Consider the following 20,918-nt stretch of genomic DNA (forward strand, 5'->3'; position numbering starts at 1 on the left):
GCTGCGGCCGCGGTGGCGGCGCGTGCCGAAGCCGTCGCGGCGGTCCTGGCGGCGGCAGACTTCGCCGCGGCGGACTTGGTCGCGGCGGCGCGGGCCGCTCCGGCCTTGGTGGCCGACTCAGTCTTCGCGGCAGCGGCCTTGGCGGCGGCGGCCTTGGCGGCAGCCGTCCGCGCGCTGCTCGAGCGGGCGGCAGCGGTCTTGGGCTTCTCGGGGCTGACCTCCGCGGAGCCGGCCGGCAGGTCCTGGTCGGAGGCCGCGGCGACGGCGGCGGCTTCGACGGCGGCAGCGGTATCCGCTGTGGACGTCGTGGTGGCCGGCAGCCGGGTGGCCTTGGACACCGCGGGCTTCACCGGCGCCTTGCGTGCGGCGGGGGTGCGCGTCACCGCGACGCGCGCGGGGGCGGTCGCGGGTTCGGCGGCGTCCGGGGTCACGGGCGTCGTCGTCGGTACCGACACGTCCTCCGCCAGCACGGCTGCGGCCGGCTTCTTCTTTGCCGGAGCGCGGGGAGTCGAAGTGGTTCGTGGAGTGACGGGGGTGCGCGGTGCGCGGGTCGTGCTTCGCACGGGCTTCACCGGCGTCGCCGCGTCATCGGGGGTCGCTACGTCGGCCGACACCGACGGGTCGGCGCCGGCTGCGGCGGGCGCGCTCGACGCCCCACCGGCCGGGGGCACGCTGGTCCGGGGCGTGCGACGGACCGGGGCCTTACGGGGTGGCTTCGCGCCCGTGGTCGGCGCGGTCGTGGAAAGAGAATCGGGCTCAGGGGCTCGGTTCGCAGGGGTGTCGTGTTCGATGGCACTACCCTCGCGTTCCGGCTCCGTATCGGGAACGGGCAAGACCGGAGTCCGCTCGTCAGGCTCGGAGTTCGGAGGCACTGGAGTCACCTCGCTAACTTACCAAGGACCGTTTGACCTTGCTGGGGCCTGTGGGCGGTCACAGGCGGATTCCCAACAAAACTCGTGCCGGAATTGCGGGTAACCGGGCCGCGCCAATCGTCACGATCCGGACACGCATCCGGTCGTCCCTTCCCCCAGAACGGGGTCGTCGGGTAGTCTGAAGGTGGCATAACGGTGTGTCTATACGTGAACTTAGGGGTGAACCGCAGGCAAACTCGGCGAAAACGTCCGGCCGCTGCGGGGCCACCCAGATCTTACTTAGGAGATATTCGTGACCACCCAGGTTGTAATACTTGCAGCAGGAATGGGAAGCCGCCTCGGCCGCTCCCTTCCTAAACCGCTGACCGAACTCAACGACGGCCGCACGATCATGCAGCAGCAGTTCGACAACATCGAGCACGCCTTCGGCAAGAAGACCAAGGTCACCATCGTCGTCGGCTACAAGCTCGAGCACATCATCGAGGCTTTCCCGCAGGCATCCTTCGTGTACAACGAGCAGTACGACGTGACGAACACGTCGAAGAGCCTGCTGCGCGCCCTCCGCGCGTCCGCCAGCGGTGGCGTGTTGTGGATGAACGGTGACGTTGTCTTCGATCCCGCCATCCTCGATCGCGCCGCCGCGATGATGAAGCGCGACCAGTCATTCGTCACGGTCAACACGTCGAAGGTGTCTGACGAAGAAGTCAAGTACACGACGAGCGCCGAGGGCTACATCAAGGAGCTGTCGAAGACCGTGAAGAACGGACTCGGCGAGGCCGTCGGCATCAACTACGTGTCTGCCGCAGACAAGCCCATGCTCATCCACCACCTCAGCAAGGTCGGCGACCAGGACTACTTCGAACGCGGCATCGAGCTGGCGATCGAGAAGAACCGCATGCTCGTCGAGCCCGTCGACATCTCCGACTTCTACGCTGTCGAGGTCGACTTCGCCGAAGACCTCGAGCGCGCCAACCTCTTCGTCTGATCAGCCTTGAGCCGTGGGGCGGCCGCGTCGATGGCGCGCCGCCCCGATCCGCTCCCATACGATAGAGCGCGTGAGTAGTTACGCTCAGGTGCGTCCTGAACAGCGCACCCCGTTTGCGCGGTACCGTCATTCCCTCTGGCTGTTGACCCAGCGGGACCTGCGGGTACGGTACTCCACGTCCGTGCTCGGCTACTTCTGGTCGATCCTCGACCCGCTGGTCATGGCCGGCATCTACTGGTTCGTTTTCACCCAGGTCTTCCAGCGCACCGTCGGCAACGAACCGTACATCGTGTTCCTGCTCGCCGCGCTGCTGCCGTGGATGTGGTTCAACGGGGCCGTCTCCGACTGCACCCGGGCCTTCCTGCGTGAGGCCAAACTCATCCGCTCCACCCGGATCCCACGCACCATCTGGGTGAACCGCCTGGTGCTCTCCAAGGGCATCGAGTTCATCGCCGCGATTCCGGTGCTGATCATCTTCGCGGTCCTCTCCGGTGCCGAGATCACCATCGATGCGGTCTTCTTCCCGCTCGCCATCCTCATCCAGGCCATCCTCACGGCCGGCGTCGGCCTCATCGTGGCCCCCCTGGTCGTGTTCTTCCGCGACCTCGAGCGGGCCGTCAAGCTCATCCTGCGTTTTCTGTTCTACGCATCGCCGATCATCTACGGCACCAGCGACCTGCCGGAGGAACTGCACTTCTGGGCCGCCTTCAACCCGCTCAGCGGCATCTTCAGCCTCTACCGGGCCGCGTTCTTCCCCGGTGAGCTGGACTGGTTCGTCGTGGCCGTCAGCGCGGTCATGTCGGTGGCGTTCCTCGGGATCGGCCTCCTGGTCTTCTCCCGCACCGAGCGCGCCGTGCTGAAGGAGATCTGATGAGCGAGACCGTCATCTCCCTGGACGACGTCGGCATCAGGTTCCGCCGCAACCGGCGCAGCCGCCGCAGTTTCAAGGACCTCTTCGCCGGCACCCGGCGCCGCACCAGGCCGGGCGAGTTCTGGGCGCTGCAGAACGTGTCGTTCACCGTGCAACGTGGCGAGGCGATCGGCGTGGTCGGCCGCAACGGCCAGGGCAAGTCCACCCTGCTCAAGCTCGTCACGGGTGTTGTGCTGCCCGACGAGGGCACCGTGACCGTCATCGAGGGCGTCGCACCGCTGATCGAGATCACCGGCGGCTTCGTCGACGACCTCACCGTGCGCGACAACGTGTACCTCACGGCGGGCCTGCACGGCATGACCCGCAAGCAGATCGATTCCCGATTCGATGACATCATCGAGTTCGCCGAGATCGCCGACTTCATCGATACCCCGTACAAGCACCTCTCCAGCGGCATGAAGGTGCGCATCGCGTTCGCGGTGATCTCCAGGCTCGAGGAACCGATCATCCTCGTCGACGAGGTCCTGGCTGTCGGAGACAAGGCGTTCCGCGAGAAGTGCTACCGCCGTATCGAGGAGCTGCTCGCCGGTGGGCGCACCCTGTTCTTCGTGTCGCACAACGAACGCGACCTGCGCCGCTTTTGCGCCAGGGGCCTGTACCTCGATAAGGGCGAGCTGGTTCTGGACGCCCCGATCGACGAGGTGCTCGACCGGTACAACGCGGAGTACGGCATTAAGAAAGCCTGATCGGCACCGCTGGCGCGTCGTCTGGGAGTTGCCTCGACGGATGCCCAGTTTCGGCCCGTAAACTCGTGCCACCGCACCGAGGAGGACTGCACCATGGCTAAGAAGCCCACCCCACTGCTGTCACCCACCGGCGGACTGCCGCAGGGCGGCCAGCTCCCGACCGGTGTCGCCACGGGTTTCGACAGGGTCATGGCGATCCATCGACCCGCCGTTCTCGCGCACATTCGCAGCATCCGTCACCGGCACCCCGATGCCACACCTGAACAGCTCGTCCGCATCCTGGAACGACGGTATCTCGCCGCGGTCACCAGCGGCGGCGCCGCAGTCGGCGCCACAGCCGTGATCCCCGGCGTCGGCACCGGCATCACCCTGGCCCTGTCCGGCGTCGAGACGGCCGGTTTCCTCGAAGCGACCGCGCTCTTCTCACAGTCCGTCAGCGAGGTGCACGGCATCACGGTGAGCGATCCCGAACGTGCCAGGGCCCTCGTGATGACCATGATGCTCGGCCACGAGGGTTCGGACCTGGTGCGGCAGCTGGCCGGGCAAGCCACCGGTGGCGGCGTGGCCCGCACCGCGTACTGGGGCGAACTGGTCACCACGAGCCTGCCCCGCGCCATCATGGGGCCGCTGACCGACCGTCTCAAGCGCACCTTCATCAAGCAGTTCGCCGCCAAGGGTGGAGCCAGCCTGATCGGCAAGGCCGTGCCGTTCGGCATCGGCGCCGTCATCGGCGGGATGGGCAACCACATCCTAGGCAAGCGGGTGGTCGGTTCGTCCAGGCTCGCGTTCGGCCAGGCCCCCGCCGGCTTCCGCCCGGAGCTCGAACCGCGGATGCACACCATCACGCTGCGGGACGGCGCCGTGATACCCGGCAACCGGCTCACCCAGCTGGGCCACGGCGCGCTCCGCGCCCTCCCCCGGCCGCTGCGCCGCCGGCCGACCGGCGCGGATCGGGTCGAGCCGGACCCGGCCGCACCGGCTGATCCCGCCTAGGCAGAAGCGGGCCGGCGGTGCCGGGCCGTTCAGACCTCTTCGGTCTCGCTGACTTCTTCGACGAACTCGGCGAGGCCGTCGTCGTCATCGGCATGCACCTGGGCGAACCTGTCCCACTCGGTCATCAGATGCTCGATCGCGGCATGGAAGCGGGCCGTCGGCGCGCCGGGTGCGGGATCGCCGAAGTACTGCTCGACCCAGACCCGCAGGCGCTGCTCGGCGCCGTCGTCGTTCACAAGCTCGTCGAGGGCTTCGACGATGCCGGCGGTCTCGCTCGCATCGAGCCATTCGCAGTCGGACAGGTAGCCGGTGGTGTCGATGGCGGCGAGAGGGTTCAGCGGACGTGTCACCATGAGCGGTTTGCCCGACGCAAGGCGGTCATAGACCATCGCCGAGATGTCGACGATCGCGACATCGGCTGCGGAGAGCTGCCAGCCGAGCTCTGCACCGGTGTCGATGATGTGCTGGGCACTGGCATCTCGGCTGTTCGCCGTGCTGATCGCCGCCATGATCTGCTTGTTCGCCAGACCGTATTCGTGGTCGACCACGCCTGAGCGCGGATGCGGCCGGTACACCAACCGGTGCCGGGGGCTTCGCAGCAGGGCCGTGACCAGGGCGACGCCGTGCGTGGCGATGGAGCCGTACGCGGCGGCGGCGCGGTCGCCTTCCCAGGTGGGCGCGTAGAGCACAACGGTGCGCTCGTCGGGCGTGAACGGCAACGGGCCCGAATAGTGGTCAGCCTGGGGGCGACCGATCGTGATCGCCCGCTTGTCGAAGTCGTAGTCCCAGAGCACCTTACCGAGCCTCGCGACGGCGGCCTGACCGGCCACGAACGAGTAGTCGTAGGCCTTGAACTGGTTGGTGGTCATGTACATCTTGTCGCTCTCACCATGGTTGATGAAAACGTGCCAGCGGCGCCCGTAGCGCATCATCTGGAAGTTGCGGGAGTTCTGGTTGACGTACAGGACGATGCGGATGTCCTGCTCGGCGATCACCCGTTCGAGGTCGGAGACCTTGCGCACGTAGGCGACCGGGATCGGGCTCTCCTCGATCAGCTTCATCGTGCCGCCGGCGGTGCGGCTCAGGACGACCACGGGCCAGGTCTCGGCCAGCTTCGCGAGGGGCTTGTACCACTGGCGCATCTGGTAGAGGTTCACCGGGCCATCCGCGAAGTACACGGCGATCTTGAAGGTATGGGCGGGCAGCGGGCCGCGTACGGCGAGGCGCTCGGTGAGAAGGCGCTGGGCCTTGCGGGAACCGAGCACATCCTTCACCAGCTTTGCTGCGAGTCGGACGTCTTTCCTGCTTACCACTGTTCCAGCCTACCCACCGGGCCGGGACCTAGGGCCCGCTGACCCCCGGAAGAGGCGCACCGGTAGTCAATCGTTAGGCGGCCGGTCAGATGACGGGGGGCCGGCCCGCGCGGGTCATCCGCCAGATGGTGCGTGTCGACAGCGGACGGCGTTCGCCAGGGTCGGTGGTCCACCCCTCCCACCAGCCACGGAACCAGGCCTTCAGGGCGGCCGGGTTGCGGGCGCCGCGCAGCACCTGGATCGCCGTCCACGACCCCACGTAAAGCGGCATCAGCGGCGCCGGCAGGTTGCGACGGGCGATCCAGACCCGGTTGCGGGCGTTGAGCCGGTAAAAATCAGCGTGCCGGGTGGGCAGGATCACCGGGTGGTTCGCCACCAGGTTGCCGGCGTACCAGGTGCGCAGGCCCTGGTCCCACACCCGCCAGGCCAGCTCGATGCCCTCGTGGGCGTAGAAGAACGGTTCGGCCCAGCCGCCCGTGGCGTCGAAGACGGGTCTGGGCAGAAGCACGGCGCCCTCCCAGACCGAGAACACGGCGCCCGAGTGCGCGGCGTCGCCCTTGCGGATGCGCGGGATCCAGCGGCGCGGCGCGGTCAGGCCGGCCGGGTCGACCACCTGCGGCTGCAGCAGCCCGATGCTGGGGTCGGCGCGCAGCACCCCCACGGCGTCGATCAGGAACCGGGGATCGGGCAGGCTGGCGTCGTCGTCGAGAAAGAAGAGGTAATCGCCGCTGACGTGCTCGACACCGCGATTGCGGCCGGCGGGGATGCCCAGGTTCTCGGGCAACCCGAGCGCGGCGACCCCGGCGGGCAGACCCGTGGGCTGCCAGCCGTTGCCCACGCAGACGATGTCCAGCTGCACGTCTTCCTGGGCGAGCAGGCTGCGGATGCCACGCTCGAGGTCGTCCGGGCGGCGGCCCTGGGTGAGCACGACCACGCCGACGGTGACGGTCACGCTGTCGCCTGACCTCAGGAGCGCACTCGCTTCGAGGCCATGATCGCCAGGAAGTGGCCGATCAGCGCGAGGAACGCGAGCGGGACGAGCACGGCGAGGAAGACCCGGTCGGTGATCGGCTGGCCGAAGAAGAGGCCGATGACCGCGGCGACGAAGATCACCATCGTCATTTCCACCGAGTGGTACAGGCGGTGGAACGGCAGGAACCGGGCCAGGCGGCGCAGGGTCGCGATCAGGCCGGCCTGTGGGACCTTCTCACCCTTGTTGTCGGCCAGCTTGGCCAGGCCGGCGTTGGCGCGGGCCACGTGCACCATGTCGTTGAGGGCCTTGTTCAGCACGATCAGCAGCGCAAGGGCCAGGCCGAGCGTGGTGAACAGGAAGTCGGCGGGTGCTTCAAAAGGGTAGGCGGCGGCGCGGATGCCCAGCGCAATGGGGATCAGGGCTTCGGTGGAGTAGTGCCCGACCTTGTCGAGGAACACCCCGGCCGGTGACGATGTTCGGCGCCAGCGGGCGACCTCGCCGTCGCAGCAGTCCACGAGCATCTGTAGCTGGCCGAGCACCAGGGCGAGCAGGGCACCCCAGATGCCGGGGATGAGCAGCGCCGCGGCCGTGGACCAGCCGACGAGGATCATCAGGCCGGTCACGCCGTTGGCCGAGATGCGCGTCTTCAGCAACATCCAGGTGAGGTACGGCGACAGGTCACGCAGGTACAGCGACGCCGTCCAGTGTTCGGCGTTGGCGCGCATCCGCACCTCGGGAGGTTGCGCGACGGCACGAAGCTCGGCGATCGAAGAGGGCCGAGCCGTGTTGGGCGAACCAGACGTCATTGATGTCTTCCCGTGTGTGCCGAGATGTTGGTGGTGAGCTTGAGGTAACCGAGCAGGAAGCCGATACCCCAGCAGAAGTGAATGCACGGCAAGACTACGAGAAACCAGAGCGCGACACGAACACCGTCGGCCCGGGTCGACAGGGCCGTGGCCGCCACGACGATGAGCAGGTAGGCCAGCGGGGCCAGGAAACCCAGCAGCAGCCAGCCCGGACCGCCCAGCAGGACCTGCACCAAGCCGGCCAGGCCGAGCAGGATGCCGATGGTGACGCCGAGCACCATCACGGGCGGAGCGAAGTAGCGCAGGCCGTTGGATTCGGGGAACCGGCGGGCCAGTTCACCGCGCCACAGCCCGGTCGAGACCATCTGGCGGGCCAGGCGGGACAGGCTGGGCCGCGGCCGGTAGATGACCTTCAGCGCCGGGGTGAACCAGACCGAGCCGCCGTGCTCGCGCAGGCGCCGGTTAAGTTCCCAGTCCTGGCCGCGCTTGATGCCCTCATCGAACATGCCCACTCGCACCAGGCTGTCGCGACGGAAGCAGCCGAGGTACACGGTTTCGGCTTCGCCCTCGGGGCCACCGACGTGCAGCGGTGTGCCGCCCAGGCCGATGCGGGTGCCATAGGCGCGGGCTACGGCCTTCTGGAAGGGTGCGGTGCCCTGGGCATCCATGATGCCGCCGACGTTGTCGGCGCCGGTGCGCTGCAGGGTGTCAACGGCGATGCGGGCGTAGTCGCGCGGCAGCACCGAGTGGGCGTCGACGCGGATCACGACAGGGAAGGTGGAGGCGCGAATGGCGATGTTGAGGCCCGCCGGCGTCGACCCGACGTCGTTGGCGACGACACGGATGCGCGGATCCACCGCGGCCATCTCCTCGACGAGTTCGGTGGTGCCGTCGATGCTCGGCCCCAGGGCCAGAGTGACCTCGAACGGGCCCTCGTAGTCCTGCTCGAGCAGGCTCTGAACCGCGGCTCGCACATGGCTGGCCTCGTTGAGCACGGGCATGATGTACGAGACGCCGATCAGCACTGTGTCTGCGCTCTCCTGCACTGGGCTGGCCATCTTTCCACTCATTCGGGCAATCGCCTGAGCCTAGCAGCCGAGTCTTTTCACTCGGTCCGCGTTACCTGTGGCCCTCCTCCACGGCGACGGCCGCGTCCCGAGACACAGCTGCGCCGCCGGTGCAGGACCGGCGGCGCAGAAGGAAGGAAGGAGCTGACCCGGGCTAGCTGGTGAGCTCACCGACGGTGACTGACACCGTTACCGATTCGCCATCACGCACGTACGTGAGGTCGGCTGTGGCACCGGCCGCGAGGGTACGCACCTGGGCGGTGAGGTCGGTCGCGTCGGTGATGGGAACACCGTTGAAGTTGGTGACGACGTCACCGGCCTTCAGCCCCGCCTTCTGGGCGGCTCCCCCGGACGACACCTCGCTGATGAGGGCGCCGACGGTGTCGCTGTCGGTGCTGGTGGCGCCGGTGACGCTGGCGCCGAGCAGGCCGTGCGTGGCAGATCCGGTTTCGATGATCTCTTCCGAGACCCGCTTGGCCAGGTTGGCCGGGATCGAGAAGCCGACACCGATGCTCCCGGCCGTGGTGGCGGTCGAGCTGCCGCCGGCGTTGGCGATGGCGACGTTGATGCCGATCAGCTCGCCCTTGCTGTTGAGCAGGGCTCCGCCGGAGTTGCCGGGGTTGATCGCGGCATCCGTCTGGATCACCGCGAGCGAAATGCTGCTCTGGGTGGCCTGGGTGTCCGGGGTCGAACCATCCCGGTTGGGCAGGTCGTAGTTGAAGAAGTTGCCGTCACCCTCGTCCGGCGTGGTCTCGTCGGGCGTGGTGGGTGCGGCGGAGGAGGCAACGGTGATGCTGCGGTTGAGGGCGCTCACGATGCCGTTGGTGACAGTGCCGGACAGACCGAGCGGCGCGCCGATCGCAATGGCGGTGTCGCCGACGTTGAGATCGCTCGAGTCCGCCCAGGCGATGGGCGTGAGGTCCGACGCGTCAGTGAGCTTGATCACGGCGAGGTCGGATACCGGGTCGGTGCCGACCAGGGTGGCCGCATACAGCTTGCCGTCGCTGGCCTTCACCTGAATGGTCGCGTCTGACGCGGCGCCGTCGAGTGTGACGACGTGGGTGTTCGTCAGGACGTAACCGTCTTCGCTCAGGATGACGCCGGAGCCGGACCCACCGGAGTCGCCCGCGGCCACCTCGATGGTGACGACACTGGGCGAGGCCTTGGCGGCGACGGCGGTGATCTCGTTGACGCTGTCGGTGTTGTTGACGACCACCGAGCTCGGGCCCTGGGCCTCGCTGGCCGGGGTGCCGTTGCTCTGGCTCGAGTAGACGACAGCGGACACCCCGGCTGCGGAGACCCCGCCGACGAGGGCGGCGATGGCCAGCGCGGCGACGAAGGCGACGTTGCTCCTGCGGCGGTTGGGGTCCTTGGGCGCCTTCGGTGCGACGGACGGCTGCGCGGGGTAGCCGTTCGCGTTGGCGTAGGCCTGCTGCTGCGCCGCGGTGGGGGCGTAAATCGGGGTGGACCCGTCCGGGCCCGGAATCGGACGACCGAAGGCATCCGTGGGGTAGGCCGGGGCCGGCTGGGTGTAGGGATGCGTCGGCTGCGTTGCCTGAGCGTGCTGGGCTGCGGCCTGGTGCGCTGCGGCCTGTTGGGCTGCCGCCTGGTGCTCTGCCGCGGTGGGCGCCGGGGCGGCGACCGGGGCATCTCCAGAACCGAGAACCTCGGTGGACTGGTTGTCGGCGGTGCGGGGAACGGCAGGCTGCGCCGCGGTGGGCTGCGCCGGGGTTTCACCCGACGAGTTCACCTCGAACGGTGCGCCGTCCTGAGGCTGGTCGGGGGTGGTGCCCGGGTCCTGAGTGTTGTCAGTCATGGTGTGCTCCTTCCAAGCGAAGCTAGCTTCTCGCCTAAAGCTGAACGTTTGATATGCGCAGACTGGGAGCAATCAATGATGAAGCCGTGACCTTGCCCGGCTCGCGGAACAACGGGGTCCTGCAGCGGCCCGATGGGCCTCAGCAGCCCGGACCACTGGGGTTGCCGGAGCAGGACTCGGCCACGAGAACCGTGCCGGCACGGTCGGCGATCGCGGTGATCGGGCTGGTCGGCACCAGCACCAGACCCTGCACATCGCGCCATTCGGCACCGGAAAAGCGATACTCGGCCGCATAGGACACCACCAGCCCGATCGACAGGGTGCCGGTGCTCTCGAACACGTGACTGGTTGCGGTTTCTGAGAACTCGGGAAGGTTCAGGGCCGCCCAGCTCGCGCCGCCCGAAACCGACGTTCGCGACGTTCCATCGCCATAGTCCCACCGGAACCCCACCGGAGTGAACCGCACCTCGGCCGAAGCGCCGAGAAGCGGCCCGGACCGGACATGCGCTGACGCCGTGGCGAAGAAATTGGCCGGAACACCCACGACGAGCCAGCCGTTGGGTTCCATCCCCTGCGTGGGTGCGGCGGCCGGGATACTGACCAGATCACTGACACGCACAATCAGATCCGGGTCGCAGGGCGTCTGGGGCTGGCACACGGGCACCGCGGGGTCGGCCGGCACCACTATCGGCGTGCGCCTCGGCCCCGTCCCCGGCCCAGCGGATGCATCGCCCTGGTCGACAGGAACTCCCCCGGGAACCCGGCTGACGCCGTCGGGCAGCCCATCCCACTCACCACCACCTGAACCGCCACCACCATCGCCGCCCCGGCCGTTGCCGGAACCAGAACCCTGCCGCCCAGGCGTGTTGACCTCCCGGTCCGCGCTGAGGTCCACCCCGCCGTTCCCAACCGCGGCGCCAGCCTGTGCACAAGAACCAGCCTTTTGCTGAATACGGTCGCATCCCGAGTCCGCGGTTGCACTCAATGGCGCCAGGACTCCGGCGAGAGAGGTTGCAAGTACAACAGCGATGGCTATCAGACCTCGCCCAATTAGCAAAAGCTCTTCCCCTTCCAAACCTCGCGAGAGTCCACGATTAGGGCTTCAACACTATTCAGGGCGAAGCCGACCTCGAACGGTGTCACGCTGTCGCGAATCTCTGAAACGAGTGAGGAGCCACTCTCGTCAAGCACATCGACTTCCGATACGTCATCGCAGATGTACAGCGAGATGGCGATCTCATCTGGACTTGCGTAGCTCAGTTGCTGGGCGCCCGCAACAACAAATGTTGTCGACCCAACGCTTCGTGCTCCCGCTTCTCTAAAACCATCGGATTGGTGCACCGCTGTCGGGAGGAGGCTAGCTGACACGAATGGAGCTATGCGTTCTGGATCGATTCCGCCTTCACTATCGATCTGGTCGGACATATCTTGATAGTTCGCGTAGGCCTCGGTGGCCGCGGCGAGCGCCTCCTCGTCGGAAGCGAAGATGGGGGCGATCGTGGGCGTGGGCGACGGTGGTGCGGGCTTCGGCGCCGCCGTACAGCCCGCCGCACCCAACAGCAGACCACCCACACAGGCAGCAGTAACCATCCGTCCGACACCCCGTCGCCCACCACCCACGATCACCATCACGCCAACGTAGGGCAGCGGCCCTCCCCCGCGTGCAAGTTATCCACAGCCCCAAACCCAGCCATGGAAGTGCGGGACGTACGGGCGCGACAGAAGTGGCTGGCGGGATGTCGTAAATTTGGGGTATGCAGCAGGTCACCACATGACGATCGCCGGCGCCTGGCGTCGCACCGCCCGAGGAGCCGGGCTCCTCGCCGCCGACGGCACCGTCTCCGCCAGCATTTTCGCGGAAATGAGCGCCCTCGCCATGTGCACCGGCGCCATCAACCTGGGCCAGGGTTTCCCCGACGAGGACGGTCCCGCCGTCGTGCTCGAAGCCGCTCGTCAGGCCATCAGCGACGGGGTCAACCAGTACCCGCCCGGGCGGGGAGCACCGGTGCTGCTCGAGGCGATTGCCCGCCACCAGCAACGCTTCTATGGGCTGGCCGTCGACCCCGGCACCGAGGTGCTCGTCACCGCCGGCGCCACCGAGGCGCTCTCCGCCACCCTGCTGGCGCTGCTCGAACCGGGCGACGAGGTGGTGACCTTCGAGCCGTTTTACGATGCGTACGGCGGCCTGATCGCCCTGGCCGGCGGTGTGCATCGCACGGTACGGCTGCACTCCCCCGATTTTCAGCCCGACCTGGATGAGCTCACGGCCGTCGTCACCGACCGCACCCGGATCATCCTGGTCAACAACCCGCACAACCCCACCGGCACGGTCTTCACCCGCGAGACCCTCCAACTGATCGTGGCGCTTGCGCACAAGCACGACGCCCTCATCGTGACCGACGAGGTCTACGAACACCTCACCTTCGGTGTCGCCCACCTGCCTGTGGCTACGCTGCCGGGCGCCCGCGAGCGCACCGTCACGATCTCCTCCGCCGGCAAGACCTTCAGCACCACGGGTTGGAAGGTCGGCTGGTTGAGCGCCCCGGCGGCCATCGTCACGGCGATCCTCGCCGTCAAGCAGTTCCTCACCTACGTCAACGGCGCCCCATTCCAGCCGGCCACGGCGATCGGCCTGGACCTGCCCGATACCTATTACACCGGCATCGCCGACGACCTGCAGGCCAAGCGCGACGTGCTCGCCGGCGGACTCAGCGCGGCGGGGTTCACCCTCGCGGTGCCGCAAGGCTCGTATTTCATCGTGGCGGATGCCGCGTCCCTCGGCCATCCCGACGCCGTCGAGTTCTGCCGCGCCCTGCCCGATCTGGCCGGGGTGGTCGGGATCCCGATCTCGGCGTTCTGCCTGCCGGAGCACAAGGCGCAGTACGCGTCGCTCGTGCGGTTCGCATTCTGCAAGCGCGTTGATGTACTTCAGGACGCCGCCGCACGGCTCGCACGCCTCTAACGGTCCGGCGAAACGAAACGGCCCCCTGCTGCAGGGGGGCCGTTTCGGTCTGATCGTGCGGGCGCGCCGCGGGTGAGGCTAGTGCGCGTAGGCCGGGTAGTCGGTGTACCCCACGGCATCCGGGCCGTAGAACGTGGCCGGGTTGGGCTCGTTGACCGGCAGGTTCTCCAACCAGCGGCGCACCAGGTCGGGGTTGGCGATCACGGCACGACCCACGACGACGCCGTCACCGAGACCGTCGTCGAGCAGGGCGATCGCCTCCTCACGGGTGGTCACCGCGCTGAAACCGGTGTTGACCAGCAGCGGTCCGCCGAACCGGGTGCGCAGCGTGCGCACCAGTTCTCCGGCGGGGTCGCGGTTCAACACGCTGAGGTAAGCCAGTCCGAGCGGCGCCAGGCCGTCGACCAACGCACCATAGGTGGCCAGGACGTCGGCATCGTCGGTCTCGAGGGCGTCCTGGATGTTGTGCTGGGGCGAGATGCGGATGCCTACCCGGTCGGCGCCGATCGCCGCGGCGACGGCCGTCACCACCTCGATCACCAAACGGGCCCGGTTCTCGGCCGAGCCGCCATAGATGTCATCGCGCTGGTTGGCGGCCGGCGAGAGGAACTCGTGCAGCAGGTAACCGTTGGCGGAGTGGATCTCGACGCCGTCGAGGCCGGCAGCGACGGCGTTGCGGGAGGCCTGCACGAAGCCGTCGACGATGCCGGGCAGTTCCTCGATGGTCAGTGCGCGCGGCACCGGGTAGGGCAGTTTGCCCTTATAGGTGTGGCTCTCGCCCTGGATGGCGATGGCGCTGGGGGCGACGATCTGGAGGCCTCCGGTGATCTCGGGATGGGACACCCGGCCGGCGTGCATGACCTGAGCCACGATGCGGCCGCCGGAGGCGTGCACGGCGTCGGCGACCTTGGCCCAGCCGGCGATCTGCTCGGTGGTGACCAGGCCCGGCTGGCCTGGGAATCCCTGACCGGCCTTGTCCGGGTAGACGCCCTCGGACACGATCAGACCCAGGGTGGCCCGCTGGCGGTAGTGCTCGATGTTGAGCGCTCCCGGAATGCCGTCGACCCCTGACCGCATCCGGGTCAACGGTGCCATGACCATTCGGTTGGGCAGCTCGAGGGCGCCGAGGTTCAGCGGGGTGAAAAGACTCACGTGGTGCTCCTTTATGTCTGTGTGATGCGGACGCAGTGGATGCGCGGCTGTGCCGCCGTTGTCGAACACGCGTCCCGTTCAGCAAACTCTGCGACCGGGCAGGGTATTCCGGACTCGGCCGATGATCAGCCGGCACTCAGACTCGTCCGGCGGCCAATCCGGACCCCTCGCCGCACCGAACCCTTGTCATGAGCACCGCCACCGACGTTCCGGCCGGGTTCGACGCCGACCTGGGCTACTGCCCGTTTGCGCTGTCACACGACTCCGGCCGGCTGGGCCTGGACACGAGCCGGATCGACACGGCCCTCGGCCCGGTCACGGTTCGGCATGGTCGGCGAACCGCGACGGGAACCTCCGGGACGGCGACGATCCTGCTGCACGGTGCGGCCGGATCGTGGACCACCTGGACACCGCTGATCAACGCTGCAGACCGGTTGCCTGCGGCGCCGCTCGCGGACCTGATCATCCCCGACCTGCCCGGCTGGGGCGACACTCCCCTGGCGATCGACGAAGACGCCGAGACCATTGAATCCCTGGCCGCCGCCGTAGCCGAGATCGCACGCGCCCTGGGCTATCGGCGCTGGCGGGTGATCGGGCACTCCCTGGGCGGGTTCGTCGCCCTTGAACTCGCGGCGAGCGCGCCCGGGACCACATTCGTCGGACTGGTGTCCGCCACGACGTTCGGCGTCATCGACAGCGTGCGGCATCCGTTGACCCGGTTCGCCACTCTGCCCGGCTTTACGGGCCTGCTCTGCGTGATGAGGGTGCTCTCGGCGTGCGGCGCGGCCGGCCGCGGCCTGGCTGCCGGGCTGCATCGGCTGGGACTGTTGCGCCCTGTGGTGGCACCGTTGTTCGGCACAGTCCACCGGGTAGACAGGAGCGTGGTGGCCGCCTTGGCCGCCGAGGCGCGGCCACACTCGTTCGCCTTGGCTGCTACCAGGGCCGGGCGGTACGACGCCGACGCATCCTGGGCGCGCATCGACTGCCCGGTGCGATCCCTGCACGGCGACCGTGATGTCTTCGTCGGCGCCGACGACGACCGGCGGCTGGCCGGCGTCATCGGTGACTTCGAGGTCACGGTACTCACCGGCACCGGTCACTTCGGGCACGTGGAGCGTCCGGTCGACACGCTGAAGGCTCTACATTCCCCGAAATTCCTTGCGCTTTACCGGGCGGCAGAGGAGAGTTGAGGTTTACTCCGGTTCTTCTGTCAGTGCCCCATCATCGCTTTCACCCGTCCCGGCACCGTGCGTGGCCAATCTGGAAGTGAACGTGAAACCTCATGGGCACCCTGTCCTACGACCGGGTCGTCGTTGAATTTGACGACAGGATCCTGACACATCTGCAAGTCGTCATCGTGCAGAAGCTCCGCCGTGGTGAGAGCTTCCTCTTCTCCTGGCGCAACGCCATCGAGGTCGGCGACGGCCGCAGTTCGGCGTGGATGAATCCGGCCATACCGCTGTACTTCAAGTTCACCGGCGGACATACGCCGACTCTCAACCCGGAGTGGATCGCGCAGCTGACGCGCTCCGCCAACAGTTCGCAGGGGCTCATCGCCACCAGTGAAGAACGCTGCATCGAATCCAGCCACACGGGTGGCATTGACGCGTCGTTCGCGGTGAAATCGGCCTCCGCGATGCCGAAATCGTCGGTGGCCGCGCCCGAATGAGCGCTTAGAGCGGCACTGTCCCGAAGCGGCGCAGAGCAAGGGCGGGGTTGACCCTCCGCACCTCGATGATTCGTGCGGCGGAAATCCAGCCGACGGCGACGTCCGTCGTCTCACCGATCGTGACCAGCTCAACCCCCATCGGGTCGACCACCATGCTCGCGCCGACACCGCTGGGCGGCGCGTGGTCGGCCGCAGCGAGATAGACCGTGTTCTCGAGCGCCCGCGCCGTGACCAGGGTGCGCCAGTGCTGCTCCTTGAGCGGTCCGCGCACCCACTCCGCGGGCACGAGCACGAGGTCGGCGCCGGCATCGACAAGACGGCGGGTCACCTCGGGGAACCTGATGTCGTAACAGGTCTGCAGGCCAACGGTGAGACCGGCAACGTCGAAGGTCTCCGGCGCCTCGATGACTCCGGCGAGCACCCGGTCGGATTCCCGTGACCCGAACGCGTCGTACAGGTGCAGTTTGCGGTACCGAGCCACGACCAGCCCGGCGGGGTCGACGGCGACGAGAGTGTTCTGCACCCGCTGGGGGTCGGCGGTGCGCTCGAGCATGCCGGCCACAACATGTATGCCCAAATCGGCGGCCAGTTGCCCCAGTGCGGTCACGAACGGTCCGTCGAGCGGTTCGGCGGCGGCAACGGATGCGTCGCCCAGCCGGCTCTCGAAGAACGACGAGTATTCGGGGAACACCACGATGCTCGCCCCGCGTGCCACGGCGGTGCCGGCCAGCGAGCGCATCGCGGCCAGATTCGCTGCCTGATCGACGCCGGGCGCGAACTGCGCCACGGCCACCCCGAGTTCGTCGCTCGCGCCCGCATCCATCATGCCGCCAGCCTAGCGGCGGCTTCCCAGCTTGCCGTCGGCAGGTCGCGAGCAAAGCGTCACGCAACGTGCCAGCATGAGATCCTGATGTGAGCGAAGGGTGACGGATGAAGATCTTGGTCGTGGAGGACGATGACCAGATGGGTGCCCTCATCGAACGCGGACTGCAGGCCGAGGGGTACGAGACCGTACGGGTCTCCACCGGGGTCGATGCACTCATCGCACTCGCCCAGGACGGTTTCAGCCTGGCCGCCATCGATGTGATGCTGCCACAGATGTCGGGATTTGAAATCTGCCGGCGCATCCGCGAGTCGGGCAACACCATGCCCGTGCTGCTGCTCACCGCACGCGACACCGTCGACGACAGGGTATTCGGCCTGGACAGTGGAGCCGACGACTACCTCACCAAGCCGTTTGCGTTCGCCGAACTCTCCGCCAGGGTGCGCGCCCTGCTGCGGCGCCGATCGATGGGCGCCCCGACCACCGTGGAGATCGGCAACATCGTGCTGGACTCACGCGACCTCCGGGTGACCGTCGCCGGACGTGCGGTGTCGATGAGCCCCAAGGAGGTGGCGTTGCTTCGGCTGCTCTGCAGCAGGGCCGGCACCACGGTCGACCGCACCACCATTCTCGAAGAGATCTGGAACGGCACCAACCACATCGATCCCAATATCGTCGACCAGTACATCAGCTACCTGCGACGCAAGATCGACACCGATGCCGCCGGCGTCCGCATCGTCACGGTTCGAGGCACCGGCTACGCCGTGGAGCTCGCCGAATGAGGCGGCCCTCCCGGTGAGTGGCCCCCGGGGCATCTGGTTGCCCGCGCTGTCGATCCGCGCGCGCATCACCTTGGGAAGCCTCCTGGTCGCGACCCTGTTGTTCAGCACCGCCGCGTTCTTCGTCCGCCTCGAGGTGCAGTCGATTCTCACCGATTCAAACGAGACGATGCTGCGCAACGACGCCGAGTCCCTGCTCGGTCAGCTCGCGACGAATCCCGCCGAGGCCATCCAGAGTCCGAGCGAAGGCCAGCTGCTGGCCATCGTCGACCCGGCCGGAACGGTGCGTAAGTCGTCACTGCCGCGCAGCCTGGACCGGCAGCTCGACGCCCTCATCGAACTGGGCGCCGAACCGCAGACCGTGACCACCCCTGCCGCCACCTACCTGGTCTCGGCGACGCCGGTGAGCTCGGATTCGGGTGACTGGCTCGTCATCGCCGCCCGCAACCAGCAGGCCCCCACCCTGCTGCTCGATGAGCTCACCGGGGTGCTCGTGCTGGGCACGGTGATCCTCACCGCCGGGTTCGGCCTGGCCTCCTGGCTACTCACCGGCGCGGCGCTGCGCCCGGTGACCCGCCTGCGAGAGGAAGCCGAGAGCCTGAGCACCACGGGCTCCTCGGCCCAGCTGCAGGTGCCCGCCGGCAAGGACGAGGTGAGCCAACTCGCCCGCACCCTCAACGACTTCATCGAGAGGCTCCGGCGCGGTGTGGACCGCGAAAAACAGATCGTGTCGGATGCGAGTCACGAACTGCGCACCCCCCTCGCGGTGCTTCAGGCGCAGCTCGAGCTGGCCCATCTCGACTCCGGCGATGCCCCCGCGCTCGAGCGCGACATCCGCGATGCGTCGGCGACCGCCGGGCGCCTGAGCCGGCTGGCGACCAACCTGCTCGAGCTGAGCAAGCTGGAGAGCGAGCAGGCGCCGCCCGAGACGGACTGGACCGGCCTGGTCGACGAGATCACGGCGTCGGTCGACCGGGCGCGGGTGGTGCGGGACGGCCACGAACTCGAGGTCGTTTACCGCATCGACGATGACGATCCCGTGGGTCGCTACGGCATTTCGGCCACCAACATGGGCCAGCTCCTCGACAACCTCATCTCGAACGCCGTCACGGCGATGGCGGGCCACGGCGGCGTCACGGTCTCCCTCTCCCGTTCAGGCTCCGGCGCGCTGCTCACCGTGATCGACACCGGTCCCGGCCTGCCCGAGGAGTTCATCCCCCTGGCCTTCGACAGGTTTTCCCGGCCGGACCATTCCCGGTCAAGCAGCTCCGGAGGATCGGGGCTCGGCCTGGCCATCGTGCACGCCATCGTCGAGCGGGCCAACGGCACGGTCCTGCTGCGCAACACCGGAAGCGGCCTCGCAGTCGAGATCCGGCTGCCGCGGCACGTCAACTAGTGCGATGTCGAGATCTTTCCAGGTCGCTGAGGCCCCTCGTCGGTAAACGTTGGATGGTTCTACGGTCTCGATGTGACGACTGTTTTCGCCCCTCCACTCGTCGAGGCCTCTGAGCCCACGAAGCGGGCTCGGCGCGGCTTCACCGGCGTAGCCATCCTGCTCGGCCTGGTCGGTTTCCTGGTGTCGGTGGCCGGATCCTGGCAACCCTCTTACTGGGGCGATGAGGCGGCCAGCGTGCTCTCCGCCCAGCGGCCGCTTCCGTCGCTGTTTCGGATGCTCGGCAACGTCGATGCCGTGCACGGCGTCTACTACCTGCTCCTGCACGGCTGGATCGACGTGTTCGGGGCGTCCGAGTTCGCCACCCGGCTGCCGAGCGCCCTGTCCATCGGCGCCGCCACGGCCGGCACCGCCGTGCTGGCCCGGATGCTCGTGAACGTGCGCGTCGCCGTGATCGCCGCCCTCGTCTTCACGGTGCTCCCCCGGGTCACGTACATGGGCGCTGAAGCCCGGTCCACGGCCCTGGCCACCATGATCGCGGTGTGGTGCACCGTGCTCCTCGTGCACGTCGTGCGATCCCGGCCCACCACCGCCACGCGGGACCTCTCCCTCTGGGCCGGCTACGCGGTCCTGCTCGGCGCCGGCATGGCCGTGTTCGTCTACACGGCTCTTCTGGTGCCGGTGCACGGGCTGCTGGTGGCCCTGCTGACCCGGCGCTCCCGGCGCGCAACGGCGGCGGCCTGGACCTGCGGAGTGGCCGCCGCGGTGGCGCTTGCCTCCCCGATCATTTTTTGGGGCCTCACCCAGCGCGAGCAGATCTTCTTCCTGGCCCGCCGCCCCCAGGCGAGCGCACTCGACGCCGCCGTGCAGCAGTGGTTCGGCACTCCGCCGCTGGCTGCTCTCGCCTGGCTGCTGATCACGGTCGGCTGCCTGGCCGCGTTCATCCCCCGCTTCCAGGGCCCTGGCGAGGGCGCCCGGCACGAGCGGGCTCCGCGGGCCGAACTACTCATCCTGCTGGCCTGGCTGGTCGTGCCGAGCGCCACCCTGCTGATCGGCACCCATCTGATCACGCCGATGTACGCCTATCGGTACCTCTCTGTCTGCGCCCCGGCCGCCGCCATCCTGGTTGCCGTGGGGATCGCCGGGCTGAGGCCGTTCTGGGCTCGGGCGACGACCCTGCTGCTCGTGGTCGCCCTCGCGGCGCCCGGCTATCTGGCCCAGCGCAGCGATTTTGCCAAGGACTACGGCAGTGACTGGCGCCAGAGCGCCGACATCCTGCGCGTCGAGGCCCGACCCCGCGATGCCGTCGTCTTCGACGAGAGCACGCGGCCGTCGAGGCGCCCGCGCCTGGCCATGCACCTCTACCCGGCGGCATTCGTCGGGTTGAACGACATCACCCGCGAGGACACGTTCGAGAACACCGACGGACTGTGGGACAGCACAATCCCGCTCGAGGCGGCCGCCTTCCGGCTGGCCGGCACCGACAGGGTCTGGTTCCTGCAGAACATCGGGAGCCGGGAAACGACCGCTGGAACCGGGCTCGCGGTGCTCCGGGAGGCGGGCTTCTCCATCGCGTCGTCCCGAACGATCAACCGCACCATCCTTATCGAACTGACAAGGTAGACCGTGCTGTGAGCCCGGGTTGTGACTTCTGGTCAAGATGACTATATGATGTACCTCACGTTAGAGTCACATTGA

20 protein-coding genes are annotated in these 20,918 nt (G+C 68.0%); 10 read left to right on the forward strand and 10 right to left on the reverse strand.

What is annotated here, in order from left to right; genetic code table 11:
- The coding region (locus CXY76_RS05600; protein ID WP_369826073.1) for a hypothetical protein at positions 1-671 on the reverse strand (671 nt) is incomplete at its 3' end.
- 493 nt (positions 672-1,164) lie between these two features.
- Between CXY76_RS05600 and CXY76_RS05605 the strand changes: the two genes are divergently transcribed.
- The 4 genes from CXY76_RS05605 (at position 1,165) to CXY76_RS05620 (ending at position 4,467) form a co-directional block, all read left to right on the forward strand.
- Positions 1,165-1,857: an NTP transferase domain-containing protein gene (locus CXY76_RS05605; protein WP_088455544.1), complete on the forward strand. Its 693-nt coding sequence runs from the start codon at positions 1,165-1,167 to the stop codon at positions 1,855-1,857.
- Between the two features lie 70 nt (positions 1,858-1,927).
- On the forward strand, positions 1,928-2,728 hold the full coding sequence (locus CXY76_RS05610) for an ABC transporter permease (protein WP_233199595.1): 801 nt from the start codon (positions 1,928-1,930) through the stop codon (positions 2,726-2,728).
- On the forward strand, positions 2,728-3,474 hold the full coding sequence (locus tag CXY76_RS05615) for an ABC transporter ATP-binding protein (RefSeq protein WP_104163266.1): 747 nt from the start codon (positions 2,728-2,730) through the stop codon (positions 3,472-3,474). Before CXY76_RS05610 ends, CXY76_RS05615 begins: the two co-directional genes overlap by 1 nt.
- A gap of 93 nt (positions 3,475-3,567) precedes the next feature.
- Complete coding sequence (locus CXY76_RS05620) at positions 3,568-4,467, forward strand: hypothetical protein (protein ID WP_233199596.1); 900 nt, start codon at positions 3,568-3,570, stop codon at positions 4,465-4,467.
- A 29-nt stretch (positions 4,468-4,496) separates the two neighbouring features.
- Here the strand turns inward: CXY76_RS05620 and CXY76_RS05625 are convergent, their stop codons facing one another.
- The 7 genes from CXY76_RS05625 to CXY76_RS05655 all read right to left on the reverse strand — a co-directional run bounded on the left by CXY76_RS05625 (position 4,497) and on the right by CXY76_RS05655 (position 12,071).
- Positions 4,497-5,780, reverse strand: a complete 1,284-nt coding sequence (locus CXY76_RS05625; RefSeq protein WP_104163267.1) for a hypothetical protein — start codon at positions 5,778-5,780, stop codon at positions 4,497-4,499.
- Positions 5,781-5,865: 85 nt separating this feature from the next.
- Positions 5,866-6,732 (reverse strand): glycosyltransferase family 2 protein, encoded by an 867-nt coding sequence (locus CXY76_RS05630; protein WP_104163268.1) that lies wholly within the window; start codon positions 6,730-6,732, stop codon positions 5,866-5,868.
- Positions 6,733-6,746: 14 nt separating this feature from the next.
- On the reverse strand, positions 6,747-7,559 hold the full coding sequence (locus tag CXY76_RS05635) for a CDP-alcohol phosphatidyltransferase family protein (protein ID WP_104163269.1): 813 nt from the start codon (positions 7,557-7,559) through the stop codon (positions 6,747-6,749).
- Entirely contained in the window at positions 7,556-8,617 is a 1,062-nt protein-coding gene (locus CXY76_RS05640) for a glycosyltransferase family 2 protein (protein ID WP_233199597.1), read from the reverse strand. The genes CXY76_RS05635 and CXY76_RS05640 overlap by 4 nt, the downstream gene beginning before the upstream one ends.
- Before the next feature lie 163 nt (positions 8,618-8,780).
- Positions 8,781-10,442: a S1C family serine protease gene (locus tag CXY76_RS05645; RefSeq protein WP_104163270.1), complete on the reverse strand. Its 1,662-nt coding sequence runs from the start codon at positions 10,440-10,442 to the stop codon at positions 8,781-8,783.
- Between the two features lie 139 nt (positions 10,443-10,581).
- The gene (locus tag CXY76_RS05650; protein ID WP_104163271.1) at positions 10,582-11,127 is read right to left on the reverse strand and encodes a hypothetical protein; all 546 of its coding nucleotides are present in this window, start codon (positions 11,125-11,127) and stop codon (positions 10,582-10,584) included.
- Between the two features lie 365 nt (positions 11,128-11,492).
- Positions 11,493-12,071: a hypothetical protein gene (locus tag CXY76_RS05655; RefSeq protein ID WP_146073375.1), complete on the reverse strand. Its 579-nt coding sequence runs from the start codon at positions 12,069-12,071 to the stop codon at positions 11,493-11,495.
- Between the two features lie 142 nt (positions 12,072-12,213).
- Between CXY76_RS05655 and CXY76_RS05660 the strand changes: the two genes are divergently transcribed.
- Positions 12,214-13,404: an aminotransferase class I/II-fold pyridoxal phosphate-dependent enzyme gene (locus CXY76_RS05660; RefSeq protein WP_104163273.1), complete on the forward strand. Its 1,191-nt coding sequence runs from the start codon at positions 12,214-12,216 to the stop codon at positions 13,402-13,404.
- A gap of 78 nt (positions 13,405-13,482) precedes the next feature.
- On the opposite strand, the gene CXY76_RS05665 is transcribed toward CXY76_RS05660, so the two are convergent.
- A complete protein-coding gene (locus tag CXY76_RS05665; protein WP_104163274.1) occupies positions 13,483-14,556 on the reverse strand; it encodes an alkene reductase in 1,074 nt (357 codons plus the stop codon).
- 188 nt (positions 14,557-14,744) lie between these two features.
- On the opposite strand from CXY76_RS05665, the gene CXY76_RS05670 reads away from it, so the two are divergent.
- Positions 14,745-15,746, forward strand: a complete 1,002-nt coding sequence (locus CXY76_RS05670; RefSeq protein WP_104163275.1) for an alpha/beta fold hydrolase — start codon at positions 14,745-14,747, stop codon at positions 15,744-15,746.
- A 92-nt stretch (positions 15,747-15,838) separates the two neighbouring features.
- Positions 15,839-16,225, forward strand: coding sequence for an ATP-dependent DNA ligase (locus tag CXY76_RS05675; protein ID WP_233199598.1), 387 nt, complete (start codon positions 15,839-15,841; stop codon positions 16,223-16,225).
- Positions 16,226-16,229: 4 nt separating this feature from the next.
- Here the strand turns inward: CXY76_RS05675 and CXY76_RS05680 are convergent, their stop codons facing one another.
- On the reverse strand, positions 16,230-17,051 hold the full coding sequence (locus tag CXY76_RS05680) for a carbon-nitrogen hydrolase family protein (RefSeq protein WP_369826074.1): 822 nt from the start codon (positions 17,049-17,051) through the stop codon (positions 16,230-16,232).
- 104 nt (positions 17,052-17,155) lie between these two features.
- Between CXY76_RS05680 and CXY76_RS05685 the strand changes: the two genes are divergently transcribed.
- The 3 genes from CXY76_RS05685 to CXY76_RS05695 all read left to right on the forward strand — a co-directional run bounded on the left by CXY76_RS05685 (position 17,156) and on the right by CXY76_RS05695 (position 20,843).
- Positions 17,156-17,830, forward strand: a complete 675-nt coding sequence (locus CXY76_RS05685) for a response regulator transcription factor (RefSeq protein WP_104163276.1) — start codon at positions 17,156-17,158, stop codon at positions 17,828-17,830.
- A gap of 13 nt (positions 17,831-17,843) precedes the next feature.
- Complete coding sequence (locus tag CXY76_RS05690; protein WP_158253844.1) at positions 17,844-19,223, forward strand: HAMP domain-containing sensor histidine kinase; 1,380 nt, start codon at positions 17,844-17,846, stop codon at positions 19,221-19,223.
- A 72-nt stretch (positions 19,224-19,295) separates the two neighbouring features.
- Positions 19,296-20,843: a glycosyltransferase family 39 protein gene (locus CXY76_RS05695; protein WP_104163278.1), complete on the forward strand. Its 1,548-nt coding sequence runs from the start codon at positions 19,296-19,298 to the stop codon at positions 20,841-20,843.
- Positions 20,844-20,918 lie beyond the last annotated feature (75 nt).

Origin of the sequence: Cryobacterium sp. N22, from assembly GCF_002929555.1 — a bacterium.
GTDB lineage: Bacteria > Actinomycetota > Actinomycetes > Actinomycetales > Microbacteriaceae > Cryobacterium.